This is a genomic window from Synechococcus sp. CS-1332, from assembly GCF_025127995.1.
Lineage (GTDB): Bacteria > Cyanobacteriota > Cyanobacteriia > PCC-6307 > Cyanobiaceae > Cyanobium.
The window spans coordinates 45,433-58,633 of sequence record NZ_JAHLYP010000049.1 but is presented as its reverse complement, the minus strand read 5'-3'; the positions used below and the strand labels follow the sequence as shown (position 1 = coordinate 58,633).

Genomic DNA, 13,201 nt, shown 5'->3' with positions numbered 1-13,201 from the left:
GGGGGTCGGGGCAGTCTGGCGGAAAGGCGGCAGCGATACCCTGCCCGCCAGGCCTGGCCTGACCGCGATGACCTGCCGCACCCGCTCCAGCCTGGCCATCGCCATTGGGGCCAATCTGGGCGATCCGGCCGCCAGCTTCGCGGCCGTGCGGCCCCTGCTGGCGGCGGCGCTGGAGGCCTGGGCCGTTGCTCCGCTGCAGCTGAACTGGTCGCCCCGGTTCCGCACGGCGCCGGTGGGGGGGCCGCCGGGGCAGCCGCCCTACCTCAATGCCGTTCTGCTGGTGCAGGGTGGCGCGGGAGCTGCGCGGGAAGGCTCCTGGCCCGATCCGGTGGCGTTGCTGGAACAACTGCAGCAGCTCGAAGCCCGGTTCGGCCGCGAGCGCCGCGAGCACTGGGGGCCCCGCCGCCTCGACCTCGACCTGCTCTGGTGCGGCGCCATCACCTGCTGCAGCACGGAGCTGGTGTTGCCCCACCCGCGCCTGGGGGAGCGGGCCTTTGTGCTGGCTCCCCTGGCGGCCATCGATCCGCACCTGCTCCTTCCAGCGGTGGCCGCCGGCCGGCCCGTCGCTGCCGCCGAGGCCCTGGCGGCCCTGCCGGTGCGGCCTGGGGAGCTGCCGCCCCTGGCCCTGGCCGGCGTCCCGGGCTGGCCCGAGGGCCCCTGAACCACGTCCCTGAACTGCTACCGTCGGCCCCCGCCCGTCACACTGGGGGCCCCAATGGCCTGCCCCATGGCTCCCCTGCCGCCCCCCGAGCCCTGCACCCACCTGGAGACCACCGCTGCCCTGCAGGCCCGCAAGGTGCGTTTCGAGCTCAACCGGGTGGTGCTGCCGATCGGCATCGAGGGCACCTATGGCGTGATCCGCCATCCGGGCGCCTCCCTGGCGGTGCCGGTGCTCGAGGACGGCCGGGTGGTGATCCTGCGCCAATACCGCTTCGCCGTGGCCGGCAGGCTGCTGGAGTTCCCGGCCGGAACCCTGGAGGAGGGGGAGGAGCCACTGGGCTCGATGCGGCGGGAGCTGGAGGAGGAGACCGGCTACAGCGCCAGTCGCTGGGATCCCCTGGGGGCCATGCACCCCTGCCCCGGCTACTCCGACGAGGTGATCCACCTCTTCCTGGCCCGCGACCTCACCCTGCTGCAGGACCGGCCCCCCGGTGACGACGATGAGGACATGGAGGTGCTGCTGCTGGAGCCGGCCCAGCTGGATGCGCTCCTGGCCAGTGGCGATGAGGCCCTGGACGGCAAAACCGTGACGGCCTGGTACCGCGCCCGTCAGCTGCTGGGACTCTGATGGCTCAGGAGCGCTGGCTGTTCTGGCATCGCCGCGACCTGCGCCTGGCCGACAACCTGGGCTTGGCGGCGGCGGCGGCCGCCACCCCGGCGGTCACCGGCGTGTATGTGCTCGATCCGGCGATCCTTGCCGACCCGCTGATGGCGCCGGCCCGGGTCTGGTTTCTGTGCGAGAGCCTGCGGGAGCTGTCGGATCGCTGGCGGGCGTCCGGCAGCCGGCTGCTGATCCTGGAGGGCGAGCCGGCCGACCTGATCCCCCTGGCGGCCAGGGCGGTGGGCGCCAGCGTGGTGGCCTGGAACCGTGAGGTGGAGCCTTACGGGCGGGAGCGCGACCGACAGGTGGCGGCCGCCTTGAAGGGCCAGGGCACCAGGGTGCTGGTCGACTGGGACCAGCTGCTGGTGGCCCCGGAGACGATCCGCACCGGAGCCGGGGATCCCTACCGGGTCTATGGGCCCTTCCTGCGCAACTGGCGCGGCCAGGTGGAGCGACGGGCCGACAGCCTCGAGCCGGTGGACGCCCCCATCGGGCTGCTGGATCTCGATCTCGCCGCCATGCAGGCGGAACAGTCCGCCCTCTGGGCCGCCCTGCCCAGGCTGGAGGCGGCGCCCACAGCGGAGTCGCTGGGGTTCAGCTTCGCTGGGGCTGATCTCTGTCCCTGCCGCCCTGGGGAGGCAGCTGCCCTGGCCCAGCTGCAGGTTTTCGCCGACGGCGGGGCGAACGGCGGTCCCCTGGCTGCCTACGAGCCGGGACGTAATTTTCCTGGTGAGGTCGGCACCTCCGGGCTGTCCGCCGCCCTCAGTTTCGGCAGCCTCAGCCCCCGCCAGGCCTGGGCCGCCGCCCAGGGGGCTCGGGCCCTCGCCCGCAGCGAGGAGACTCTCGGCTCCATCGGCGTCTGGGAACAGGAGCTGGCCTGGCGCGAGTTCTACCAGCAGGCCCTGTTCCATTTCCCCGAGCTGGCCGATGGTCCCTACCGCCCGCAGTGGCGCCACTTCCCCTGGGAAAACGACCCGACCCGGCTGCAGGCCTGGGAGCAGGGCCTCACCGGACTGCCGATCATTGATGCCGCCATGCGCCAGCTGAACGAGAGCGGCTGGATGCACAACCGCTGCCGCATGGTGGTGGCGTCCTTCCTGGTCAAGGACCTGATCATCGACTGGCGCCATGGCGAACGGGCGTTCATGACCCGCCTGGTGGACGGTGATCTGGCGGCCAACAACGGCGGCTGGCAGTGGAGCGCCAGCAGCGGCATGGATCCGAAGCCGCTGCGCATTTTCAACCCTTTCACGCAGGCGGCCCGCTTCGATCCCGAGGCTGTGTACATCCGCCACTGGCTGCCGGAACTGGCCCATGTGGCCACCGCCGACCTGATCAGCGGCCAGATCACGCCTCTGGAACGACGTGGTTACCCCGCGCCGATCGTCAGCCACAACGTGCAGCAGGCCCGGTTCAAGGCCCTGCATGCCGCCCTGCCCAGGGGCTAGGCCGCCAGGGCCTCAGGCGACGACCGCTGCGACCCCCACCAGGCTGCGCACCGCGGCGATGACGCTGTCCTGTTGCTCGGCACTGAGTTCGGGGAAGATCGGCAGGCTGAGCACTTCGGTGCAGAGCCGTTCGGTGATCGGCAGGCTGCCGGGGGCGTAGCCCAGGGAGGCATAGGCCGGCTGGCGGTGGATGGGAATCGGGTAGTAGATGATCGTCGTCACTCCGGCCTCCTGCAGCTGCTGCTTGAGCCAGTCGCGGCAGCAGGCCTCGGGCAGCCCGTAGCTGGCGCTGTCGGCGGCGGGGGTGCAGCGTCCGCCACAGGCGATGGTGGCGGCCGGGCAGTGGGGCACCCTCACGACGAACTGATTCCAGCTGTGGCCGTCCGGTCCGGGGGCCGCGGGCAGCAGGCCCGGCAGCCCCGCCAGTTCCCGCTGGTAGCGCTCGGCGATGGCCCGCCGCCGTTCCACCCAGCCGGCCAGGTGCGGCAGCTTCACCATCAGCACAGCGGCCTGCATGGCATCGAGGCGGCTGTTGTAGCCGAGGTCGGTGTGCAGGTAGCGGCGGGGCATGCCGTGCACCGCCAGTTCCCGGATCCGCTGGGCCAGCGCCGGATCGCGGCAGACCACCATGCCGCCGTCGCCGGCGGCCCCGAGGTTCTTGGTGGGGAAGAAGCTGAAGCAGCCGGCGTCGCCCCAGCCGCCCACCGGCCGCCCGGCCCAGCTGGCGCCGCTGGCCTGGGCGCAGTCCTCGATCACCCGCAGCTCGTGGGCGGCGGCGATGGCCATGATCTGCTCCATGTCCACGGGCCGGCCGAACAGGTGCACCGGCATCAGGGCGCGGGTGGCGGGGGTGATGGCGGCCCCGATCGCGTCCGGATCGATCAGGTAGGTGTCCGGATCAACGTCCACGAACACCGGAGTGGCGCCCACGGCGCTGATCGCTTCGGCGGTGGCGAAGAAGCTGAAGGAACTGGTGATCACCTCGTCACCGGCACCGATGCCCAGGGCCCGCAGGGCGAGCACCAGGGCATCGGTGCCGCTGTTGCAGCCGATGGAGTGCGGGACCTCGCAGGCGTCGGCGAAGGCGGCCTCGAAGCCGCTGATGGTGGTCCCCCCGATGTACTGGCCGCTGCGCAAGACCTCGAGGACGGCGTGATCGAGCGCGTCTCCCAGCTGCTGCAGTTGCTCGCTGAGACTGAAGGGGGGCACTTGCATGGCGGCAACATTAAGCCTGGGGATCCGACCCATGCCGACCGCACGTCCCCTGCTGAGCGGCGTGCTCGTTGCCAGCGTGGTGACGGCAGTGAGGACCGTGGATCTGCCGCCCTTGCTGCAGAGCGGATGGGGAGGCTGGGTCAGGATCATCACCGTGATCGTGTTGCCTTTGCTGTGCCGCCCCTTTGCCCGCTGGCCCGCGGCCCGCTGGGAAGGCCCCTGCTGGGGTTGCCTCTGGTGGCGATCCTGTTATCCGGCTGCGTGCCGGCCGAGCAGCGCTCGAGTGGCCGGGTGTACCCCCTGCCTCGGCACCAGCCCCACGACGGGCTGGCCGTTGTGACGCGGCCCGGCGGCAAGGGCCTGCACATCTGGATCGAGACCGACACCAGCCGTCCAGGCGTCTGCCGGCCCCGCTGGCTTCCCGATGCCGCCCGGCTCCAGGGCGGAAACGGGCCCGAGCCCACCAGCTTCGGGCTGGCCCCGCGCCAGGAGTTTTTCCTGGCCCAGGAGCGGGGGCCGGTGCGGCTGGCCCTGCGGCGCCAGGCGGAGGGTCTGTGCCGCGAGCGGGCCCCCGCCAGCGTCTTTGTCTGGGAGCCGCCTCCCCGCACCGCGGCGCAGCACCGGCCGCCGATGTTGCCCCTGCTGGAGGAGCCCGAACTGCTCAGTGACCCACGGGCGATCCGGCGGGCCGAAAAGCGTCTGCTGGGCCTGCCCCTCACCCCCGAAGACCTGGAGGAACCGGAAGAGTCCCAGCCCGGGGGCTCCTGACCCTTCAGGCCAGGGCCGCGGCGCCCACGTACCCCTCTGGCAGCACCAGGGGCCAGTGGTCCGGATGCGGATCCTCCCCTGCTCCTGGGCCTGCTGGCTCGCCGGTGAACAGGCCCAGCCCCCTGGCCTTGAGGCCCGCCTCCAGCAGGCACCAGGCGGCCAGGAAGGCATCGCTGCGCCGCTCCTCGGGCAGGGCCCGAATCCGCTCCGATTCCTGCGGTGGCAGACAGCGGCCAGCAATGCCCTCCCACTCCGGCACCGGCCGTCGCTGCTCCACATCGACCCCCACCGGCCGCCGGGAGTGAAAGCCCAGGAGGATCAGATCCCCGGAATGGGAGACGTTGAACTGGGGGGGATGCCCCCCCTTTGCCTGCCCAACGGCCTGCTGGAAGTTCAGCTCAGGCTTGCCCTGGGGCCCCGCCCCCAGAACCAGGCCGGCGGGATCGCATCCCAACCAGCCCCCCAGGATCAGCCGCAGGGCGCCGCGACCGAGCAGGAACCGCTCGCCATCCCCCTGGCGCCGCAGTTGTCGCAGGCGTTGCCGTTCGCCTGGATCCAGCAGATCCCCCAGGGGCGTCACCAGCGCCTGGAGCTGCGACTCGCGTCGATCGAGCAGCAGAAGTAACGGAGGAGCGTCGGTTGCGGGGGAGGGCCAGGGCGGCAGCACCAGACGGCCGCCGGGGTCAGGCCAGGCCAGGGGAGGAATCGCCGCGCATACGGGAGAATCGCCGGATTGCATCCCCTCGCCCTCCGGCGCCCTGCTCCCCATGCTCCTTGATCTGCGCGGCAAGAAGGCCCTCGTCACCGGCATCGCCAACAACCGCTCGATCGCTTGGGGCATCGCTCAGCAGCTGGCGGCGGCGGGCTGCGAGCTGGGCATCACCTACCTGCCGGACGACCGGGGCCGCTTCGAGGGCAAGGTGCGCGAACTCACCGCGCCCCTGAACCCGACCCTGTTCGAGCCCCTGGATGTGCAGAACCCGGCCCAGATCGAGGCCCTGTTCCAGCGCGTCTCCCAGCAGTGGGGTTCGCTGGATGTGCTGATCCATTGCCTGGCCTTCGCCGGCAAGGACGAGCTTGTGGGTGATTTCAGCGCCATCAGCCAGGAGGGCTTCGCCCGGGCGCTGGAGGTGAGCGCCTATTCCCTGGCGCCCTTGTGCCGCCATGCCAAACCCCTGTTCAGCCAGGGGGCCAGCGTGATCACCCTGAGCTACCTAGGCGCCGAGCGGGCGATCCCCAACTACAACGTGATGGGGGTGGCGAAGGCGGCCCTGGAGGCTTCGGTGCGCTACCTGGCAGCCGAATTGGGCCCTGAACAGCAGGTGCGGGTGAATGCCATCAGCGCCGGCCCGATCCGCACCCTGGCCAGCTCGGCGATCGGCGGCATCCTCGACATGATCCACAACGTCGAGGAAAAGGCCCCCCTGCGCCGCACCGTCACCCAGGACGAGGTGGGTGCCACCGCCGCCTTCCTGGCCAGCCCCCTGGCCAGCGGCATCACCGGACAGGTGATCTACGTGGATGCGGGGTATTGCATCACGGGGATGTGAGTCGGCGCTTCACCCTGCCCGTCAGTCGCCGCAGCCGTCTACGCGTGCCCCACATTGGCCGCTCCGACGGTGGGAGCAACTAACTGGCTGAGCAGTGCAACCAGGACTCCTTCCATTTGAGCAGCGTCTCCGTGGGCCACGAGCTCTTTGGTATGGGCCATCAACGTGTGCCATATCTGCTCACTTGGCAGGAAGGTTGTCGGGGCCAGCTGGTTGGCCAGTGCAGGCATGTCCGCGAGAGTGCGGGATTCCCAGTCCTTCGGGGAGGTGAGGATTTCCGCCTTCAGGGCATCGAGGAGCCGCCAGCGCAGGCCTGCAGTTGGTCGCAGCAGGCGCTTCAGCTGAGCGCACATTCAGGCCCCCAGACGATGTCGCAGAATCCCCGGATGCGAACCCCTGGCCGCAGGTGATCGAACAAGAGCGGGTACATACCCCTACCTTGCATGAAGACCAGCTCCCGCGCCCTCGAATACAGATGTATCTGTGTGGCGTTCGGGTGGACGATTCCAACGCCGGCGGCCTCCATCAGCCGGTCGAGGAAGACGTCGCCGCTCTGAAGACCGTGCTGGAGGGGCACCCGGTGCGGGTGATCGAGAGCTTCTCCAGGGGCAGCAACCCATCTTCGCCAGGGGCGGCAGGAATGGCGTCGTTGCCCAGCAGTGCGCGCTTCGGTTGACGGCAGCCACAGCTGAGGCGGTCGTTCCAGCCGGGCGCGGGCGGATCGAAACTCAATCCCCAGAACTGGGCCGGGATCAGCAGATGGAGAACCAGTGTCGGTTCCACCAGTGTGCGGATTCACTCGGGGGGCAGTCGCAGTCCCGTGAGCACCCCGGCCATGGAGGCGGGAAGGTCCTTGCCGCCATCCAGCCAGCGGAGCATGAAGACCACCACATCCGCCCCTTTCGCCTGCACCCGGCTCCGGAGGCCTGTGATCAGAGGATCGCTGTTCTCCCATTGACCCAGCCTCCAGGGTCGGCTGAGGCCCTCGTGCAGGAAATGGCCGATATGTCGCGGAGGACAACCCCCGAAGATGGCTGCGGGTTCGACGACCGCCACGGGGTTGCCCAGGCTTTGGGCGGCTGAGGTCGGGGCACCGCGATCATGCTGGACCTCGCCGCGTCGGGGCGGAGTGGTGATGGCGGCGAGGGCCTCGATCACCGCCTCGATCTGCACTGGATCCCAGGGCAACCACTCTGTCGGCCTGCCTTGGAGGGCGATGGGGAAAGCTGGCAGAGCCACAACGTTCGGAGCCTCGGTAAGTCGTTGCCGGCTTATCACTAAGGGTTGGGCTCGCAGTGCGTGCGGAAAGGTTGGGGGGGCTGGTTGTGAAGCGTCGACAACGGGTTTGACTTGGCGTCTCCCCGATCATGGGAGCCCTGGGTGCTGGATAGGCCGGGGATCCCCATCGGGGCTTGCTGTTGTTCTGGATGACCAGGTCTAAAATTTTATGGCTAGGGTGGATCATGGGAGTTGTGTTGATGCGCCGAACTGTCGTCGTCAAGGGGATTGCGGGACTTGGTAATCGCCTGCAGGTCCTGGGGTACTGCTGTGATCTTGCCAGCCATTGGAATGCCGCTCTCTGCGTTGATTGGACGCACAACTCATGGAGTGATTCTTTCGAGAACTATTTCCAGCTTTCTTGTCCTTCTGAAATGGCTTTTGTGCGGCCTGAGGACGGCTTTGGCCAGGTGATGCCATCACGCTACGCCTGCTCGATAACCAAAAATCCCCTGAATTGCCACGGGGCGCTGAATGGTGACTTCCTCACGGAACCTGATCAGGATCCTGATGGGCCGTGGGATACTCTTGTCGTTTGCCGCTATCTGGCTCGCTACTCCAATCGACTGTTCCGCATCCTTCGGTTGCATCAGGACATCAAGCAGGCGGTGATGAGTCGAATGAATGAGATGGACCTGGTGCCGGGTGCCTATGAATGCTGGCATGTTCGGCATACGGATGCTTCTGGCGGCTGCCCCAAAGAGATACTGAGAGCCATCGCTGGATATTCAGGCCGACGCCGATCGGTCGTGATCACGGATAGCTTTGAAGTCGTCGACATGTGCCGTCAGTTCAATATCTCATGCCCCTCCATAGTCCCTGTGGTCAAGGTCGGGGATGGGCTTGGTATTCATCATCTTGATGAGGAACGGCTCCGGCAGGAGGGACTCTCAAAGCAGGACATCAACCGTTCGGTCGTCACCGATCTCATGATCGCTGGTCTGTCACGTCACTTCTGGGGGACCTGCCAGCGTTCGAGCTTCAGCTCTTTCGTTTATCGTGGCAGGATAGTCTCCTGGTTCAGATATGTGCTACTTGGCGAGCGATTAAACCTCATGTCCTGGGCCAATGTGCAGGTCGCCCAGGCTCTTGAACGATGTCAGCTTAGTTACAAAACGCGACGGGGAAGGCAACTTGGCTGGATCATTGACTGAGTTCTTTCCTCTGCAGTCCTTCTTGACTTCCCCACCAGCAGACTTTCTTTGCGTTCTGCCGATTCTGAGATTCCTTTGTTCTGATTTCCGCCAGAAGCCGCAATGATTCAAGCCCGGGATCCTGGAACTTCCAGTCATCGAAAGCTCACCCATATCCTGTTGTTCTGGTTCGGTGACGACTGGGGAGTTTTTGGCCGAACCTACGAGCAGATTGCCACGACGCTGAGCCGGCTGGACCATGTGCGACAGGTTCTGGTTGTCTTGCCCTCCTCAAAAGGGGAGTGCCTCGCGAATTCCAGGCAGACGGCTTCCGACAAGCTGGCTGTCGTCCGTTTGTATTGGAGGCTGGGTGGAATCACGCCCTTTCGGTTAAGAAGCCTGGGTTCCAGAATGAAGCTTGAGCGGGAGCGAATCGCGCTCAAGCGACTGATCAAAGCTTATGGATTTAGTAAGTCGAATACGTTGCTTTGGTTGTTCCCTGCCCATCCAATCGTTGATGAGTTGGTGCGGCAAGTTCCTGCTGCAGCACGAATCATGCAGGTTGTGGATGATTTTACCTTGGTTGATAAAGATGATTGGTACTACCCCTTTGCGATTGATCAGTATCCGCGTCTGGGTGGCCTGTCTGATCTCATCGCGGTCACCTCCAGAGTCAATGAGGAGAAGTTTTCGCTTCAGTCTCGCTGCGTTCGCATCGATCAGGCCGTGAGCTCCTCGTTTCTGGCGGAGGCTTCGGACTTTCGGCCCTGTGGCCCCCAACCGGTCCTCGGCTATGTCGGGACCTTCTGGGACCGAACCGATATCGATCTGCTCCTCAGACTCGCTCTGGAGCGGCGGCATTGCAAGCTCCTTTTGGTCGGCCCGGAACTCAACAGGCGTCTTTCGGACTCGGGGCTGCTAGGCCTCGATAATGTCGAGTGGCTCGGGAGCATCCCCAACGATCAGGTGCCGTCGCAGTTGAAAAGGATGAATCTCTGCCTCATTCCACATCTCGATACTCCCTTTTCCAGATCGATGAGCCCACTGAAGCTTTTTCAGTACATTGCCAGTGGAAAGCCGGTCGTCTCTTCAGCCGTGGAGGGATTGGACCTGGCCAGTCACCTGATTCGGATCGAAAGCGATCCCGAGCGTTTCCTGCAGGCCATTGATGAAGAACTGGCATCCGATGGGCCTGACAAGTTCAAGGCGCGTGTGGCCTTCGCCAGAGCCCAGACCTGGGAGAGTCGGGTGGATCGGATCCTGGCGGCCTTGGACGTCGCCATGGGGTGGAAGTCTGCCTGAGCGGATGTCTGCCTGAGCGGATGTCTCGTCCACTCGCCAGGCACACCGAGGGTTCACCCCTGCCGCATCGGCATCACAGTGCCCATCCACTCAATGCTGGTGGTGTGGAGGTTGTAGTAAGCCGCCTCCACCTGCAAGCTGCCAGACCTGAGCCTGTCGGTGAGCATCACGCTGGAATCGACGAGATTGCGGGCCGCATTGAGGGTGTGATGGCGGCAGGCCTCCTCCAGGTTGTGTTCACCGCCGAGGCTGAACAGCTCCATGCGCAGCTGGCCCACCACCTGGGCCAGGCTCGGCGTCAGGCTGAGCCCCCGATCGAAGGCCGCCGCCACAGCGCCGCAGGCGGCGTGGCCGAGCACCACGATCACAGGCACCTCCAGATAGCTCACGGCGTATTCGAGCGAGGCGATGGCGGCCACGGTGCTCATGGTGCCGGCGTTGCGCACCACGAACAGATCCCCGAAGCCCGTATCGAACAGCAGCTCCACTGGCACCCGCGAATCGGCGCAGCCCAGCACGGCCGCCACGGGGTTCTGGCCTGCTTCCACCTCCAGCATCCGCAGGCGATCGCTGTGGGGGTGGAGCGAATGGCCGTCAAGAAAGCGCTGGTGCCCGGCGCGTAGCTGGTCGAGGACGGCACCGGGACAGGTCGGCATAGGGCCCACACCACCATCCCCGGCGGCCCCGTGCCGTAGCGCTCCACACCATGTGGGCGTCCGGTCGTCAGGGCGTGGCCGCCAGGGCTTTGGCATGATTCGGATCAGGCCCGTCGCCTTCGCCCGCGTGACCATCAGCTCTTCGCGAACCGGCCCACCGCGCACCGGCGAGATCCATCGCGTCACCGGCGAGACGGACGTTCATGTCGCGCTTGATCTGGATGGCACCGGCCGTTGCCAGGTGGCCACCGGCGTCCCCTTCCTCGACCACATGCTCCACCAGCTCGCCAGCCATGGCCTGCTGGATCTGGAGATCACCGCCAGGGGCGACACCCACATCGATGATCACCACACCAATGAGGACGTGGGCATCGCGGTGGGTCAGGCGCTTGCCCAGGCCCTGGCCGACCGGCGCGGTATCCGTCGCTTCGGCCACTTCCTGGCTCCCCTGGATGAGGCCCTGGTGCAAGTGGCGCTCGACTGCTCCGGCAGGCCCCACCTCAGCTACGACCTGGCCATCCCCGCCCAGCGCATCGGCACCTACGACACCGAACTGGTGCGGGAGTTCTTCGTGGCCGTGGCCAACAATGCCGGCCTCACCCTCCATATCCGCCAGCTGGCGGGAGTGAACTCCCACCACATCGTGGAGGCCTGTTTCAAGGCGTTCGCCCGGGCCCTCGACCAGGCGGTGGAGATCGATCCCCGCCGGGGCGGGGCCGTGCCAAGCAGCAAGGGGGTGCTGGAGCGCGCTGGAGGCAACCCCGCTGGTGGCGACTAGCCTTTCAAAAGTCTTTTAGGCCCCATGCCTCCTCTTCAACTGCTTGTTGCGGGTCTTGCCGCCGCCATCGCTCTGGCCGCTCCGGCCCGTGCCGCCAACTGCCTGCCGAGCCAGGCCCAGGTCTCGCCCTGTGCGGTTTCCCAGCCCCCCTGCCCGGTGGTGGAACTGCCCTGCGACGTCTGAGGTCGGGACGACCGCCCACGTCTTCACACTCTGTTACGTGATAATTGGGACAGCGCTTGACGCTGTTCCCCGCCTTGGCCTGACCCGATGACCGTTGCTTCCCCTGCTGCCGCGGCTTCGCCTTCCTACGAACGCTCCGACTGGGCCAGCTCCTTTCGCAATGTCACCGAAGAGCTCACTGATGTGCCCCTGGTGGCCAGCCGGGGAACGCTCCCTGCCGAGCTGAGCGGCACGCTCTATCGCAACGGCCCCGGCCGGCTTGAGCGCGACGGCCATTGGGTCCACCATCCCTTCGATGGCGACGGGATGATCACCGCCCTGCGGTTCACCGCTGGCGGCGCCCGGCTTAGCAACCGCTTCGTGCGCACCGAGGGCTGGCTGGAGGAAGAAAAGGCTGGTGCCTATCTGTATCGCGGCGTGTTCGGCACACCCAAGCCGGGTGGGGTCCTGGCCAATGCCTTCGACCTGCGGCTCAAGAACATCGCCAATACGCACGTGGTGCGGCTCGGCGACCAGCTCCTCGCCCTCTGGGAGGCCAGTTCCCCCCATGCCCTGGATCCGCTCAGCCTGGAAACGCAGGGCCTGACCCTGCTGGACGGCGTTCTCAAGCCAGGTGAGGCCTTCAGTGCCCACCCCCGCTTCGATCCTGGCCATCACGGAGCGCCGCGGATGGTCACTTTCGGGGTGAAAGCCGGCCCCCGCAGCACGGTGCGGCTGATGGAGTTCGCCGCTGAAGGTTCTGAGGCGGGCACTCTCCTGGCCGACTCCAGCCACAGCTTCCCTGGCTTTGCCTTTCTGCACGATTTCGCCATCACCCCCAACTGGGCGGTGTTCCTGCAGAACGCGATCGATTTCAATCCCCTTCCCTTCGTGCTCGGCCGCAAAGGGGCCGCCCAGTGCCTGAAATCACGCCCCGGCGCCCGGGGCCAGTTCTGGTTGATCCCTCGCCAGGACGGTGCCTTCGCCGGCCAGGAACCGCGGCTCCTGGAGGCTCCGGAAGGTTTCGTGTTCCACCACCTCAACGCCTGGGAAGACGGTGGTGCGGTGGTGATCGACAGCATCTATTACGCCGATTTCCCCTCCATCGGCCCCGACCAGGACTACAAGGAAGTGGATTTCGACCGAATTCCGGCGGGTCTGCTGGAGCGCTGCCGTCTTGATCTGGCCAGCGGCACGGTCACGTCCTCCAGGTTGAGTGAACGCACCTGCGAATTCGCCATGGTGGCCCCGGCACGGGTGGGGCTCGAGAGCCGTTACGGCTGGATGGCGGTGGCCGAGCGGGAGCAGGGCAACGACCCCCTGCAGGCTCTGATGAAGCTGGATCTCCACGGTGGCGAGACCCGGGTCTGGAGCGCCGCTCCGCGGGGGTTCGTCAGCGAGCCGATCATGGTTCCCCGTCCCGGAGCGACCGCCGAGGATGACGGCTGGGTGCTCGGCCTGTACTGGAACGGGGCCCGCAGCGCCAGTGATCTGGTGGTGCTGGATGCCGCCTCCATGGAGGAGCTGGCGCTGGTGGAACTGCCACTGGCGATCCCCCATGGCCTGCATGGCAGCTGGGTGGCGGCCTAA

General features: G+C 66.8%; 16 protein-coding genes. 10 read left to right on the top strand and 6 right to left on the bottom strand.

The annotated features are described in order from the left end of the window. Positions 1 to 67: 67 nt before the first annotated feature. From folK to KQ305_RS12195, 3 genes are all read left to right on the top strand, one after another. Positions 68 to 661 carry a 2-amino-4-hydroxy-6-hydroxymethyldihydropteridine diphosphokinase gene (gene folK / locus KQ305_RS12205; protein ID WP_259725675.1) on the top strand — a complete coding sequence of 198 codons (594 nt, stop codon included), beginning with the start codon at positions 68 to 70 and terminating at the stop codon, positions 659 to 661. A gap of 66 nt (positions 662 to 727) precedes the next feature. Next, positions 728 to 1,288, top strand: a complete 561-nt coding sequence (locus KQ305_RS12200; RefSeq protein WP_259725674.1) for an NUDIX hydrolase — start codon at positions 728 to 730, stop codon at positions 1,286 to 1,288. Further along, complete coding sequence (locus KQ305_RS12195) at positions 1,288 to 2,769, top strand: FAD-binding domain-containing protein (protein WP_259725673.1); 1,482 nt, start codon at positions 1,288 to 1,290, stop codon at positions 2,767 to 2,769. The genes KQ305_RS12200 and KQ305_RS12195 overlap by 1 nt, the downstream gene beginning before the upstream one ends. A 12-nt stretch (positions 2,770 to 2,781) precedes the next feature. Here KQ305_RS12195 and KQ305_RS12190 read toward each other — a convergent pair whose 3' ends face one another. Next, positions 2,782 to 3,984 carry a DegT/DnrJ/EryC1/StrS aminotransferase family protein gene (locus KQ305_RS12190; protein ID WP_259725672.1) on the bottom strand — a complete coding sequence of 401 codons (1,203 nt, stop codon included), beginning with the start codon at positions 3,982 to 3,984 and terminating at the stop codon, positions 2,782 to 2,784. Positions 3,985 to 4,221: 237 nt separating this feature from the next. Between KQ305_RS12190 and KQ305_RS12185 the strand changes: the two genes are divergently transcribed. Further along, complete coding sequence (locus KQ305_RS12185; RefSeq protein WP_259725671.1) at positions 4,222 to 4,752, top strand: hypothetical protein; 531 nt, start codon at positions 4,222 to 4,224, stop codon at positions 4,750 to 4,752. Between the two features lie 4 nt (positions 4,753 to 4,756). Here KQ305_RS12185 and KQ305_RS12180 read toward each other — a convergent pair whose 3' ends face one another. Next, positions 4,757 to 5,491: a 4'-phosphopantetheinyl transferase superfamily protein gene (locus KQ305_RS12180; protein ID WP_259725670.1), complete on the bottom strand. Its 735-nt coding sequence runs from the start codon at positions 5,489 to 5,491 to the stop codon at positions 4,757 to 4,759. A gap of 28 nt (positions 5,492 to 5,519) precedes the next feature. On the opposite strand from KQ305_RS12180, the gene fabI reads away from it, so the two are divergent. Continuing rightward, the gene (gene fabI / locus KQ305_RS12175; protein ID WP_259725669.1) at positions 5,520 to 6,302 is read left to right on the top strand and encodes an enoyl-ACP reductase FabI; all 783 of its coding nucleotides are present in this window, start codon (positions 5,520 to 5,522) and stop codon (positions 6,300 to 6,302) included. A 38-nt stretch (positions 6,303 to 6,340) separates the two neighbouring features. Here the strand turns inward: fabI and KQ305_RS12170 are convergent, their stop codons facing one another. From KQ305_RS12170 to KQ305_RS12160, 3 genes are all read right to left on the bottom strand, one after another. Continuing rightward, a complete protein-coding gene (locus KQ305_RS12170; protein ID WP_259725668.1) occupies positions 6,341 to 6,655 on the bottom strand; it encodes a hypothetical protein in 315 nt (104 codons plus the stop codon). Between the two features lie 172 nt (positions 6,656 to 6,827). Continuing rightward, positions 6,828 to 7,085, bottom strand: coding sequence for a hypothetical protein (locus KQ305_RS12165; RefSeq protein WP_259725667.1), 258 nt, complete (start codon positions 7,083 to 7,085; stop codon positions 6,828 to 6,830). A gap of 12 nt (positions 7,086 to 7,097) precedes the next feature. Next, the gene (locus tag KQ305_RS12160; RefSeq protein WP_259725666.1) at positions 7,098 to 7,490 is read right to left on the bottom strand and encodes a hypothetical protein; all 393 of its coding nucleotides are present in this window, start codon (positions 7,488 to 7,490) and stop codon (positions 7,098 to 7,100) included. 224 nt (positions 7,491 to 7,714) lie between these two features. Here KQ305_RS12160 and KQ305_RS12155 point away from each other — a divergent pair, with 224 nt between their 5' ends. Both KQ305_RS12155 and KQ305_RS12150 read left to right on the top strand, forming a co-directional pair. Further along, positions 7,715 to 8,734, top strand: coding sequence for a hypothetical protein (locus KQ305_RS12155; RefSeq protein ID WP_259725665.1), 1,020 nt, complete (start codon positions 7,715 to 7,717; stop codon positions 8,732 to 8,734). A gap of 102 nt (positions 8,735 to 8,836) precedes the next feature. After that, positions 8,837 to 10,015 carry a glycosyltransferase gene (locus tag KQ305_RS12150; protein ID WP_259725664.1) on the top strand — a complete coding sequence of 393 codons (1,179 nt, stop codon included), beginning with the start codon at positions 8,837 to 8,839 and terminating at the stop codon, positions 10,013 to 10,015. Positions 10,016 to 10,068: 53 nt separating this feature from the next. On the opposite strand, the gene KQ305_RS12145 is transcribed toward KQ305_RS12150, so the two are convergent. Next, positions 10,069 to 10,671, bottom strand: coding sequence for a carbonic anhydrase (locus tag KQ305_RS12145; protein ID WP_259725663.1), 603 nt, complete (start codon positions 10,669 to 10,671; stop codon positions 10,069 to 10,071). A 94-nt stretch (positions 10,672 to 10,765) separates the two neighbouring features. Here KQ305_RS12145 and hisB point away from each other — a divergent pair, with 94 nt between their 5' ends. The 3 genes from hisB (at position 10,766) to KQ305_RS12130 (ending at position 13,201) form a co-directional block, all read left to right on the top strand. Further along, the gene (hisB, locus tag KQ305_RS12140; protein WP_259725662.1) at positions 10,766 to 11,449 is read left to right on the top strand and encodes an imidazoleglycerol-phosphate dehydratase HisB; all 684 of its coding nucleotides are present in this window, start codon (positions 10,766 to 10,768) and stop codon (positions 11,447 to 11,449) included. Positions 11,450 to 11,473: 24 nt separating this feature from the next. After that, positions 11,474 to 11,632 (top strand): hypothetical protein, encoded by a 159-nt coding sequence (locus KQ305_RS12135; protein WP_259725661.1) that lies wholly within the window; start codon positions 11,474 to 11,476, stop codon positions 11,630 to 11,632. 87 nt (positions 11,633 to 11,719) lie between these two features. Beyond that, positions 11,720 to 13,201 (top strand): carotenoid oxygenase family protein, encoded by a 1,482-nt coding sequence (locus KQ305_RS12130; protein ID WP_259725660.1) that lies wholly within the window; start codon positions 11,720 to 11,722, stop codon positions 13,199 to 13,201.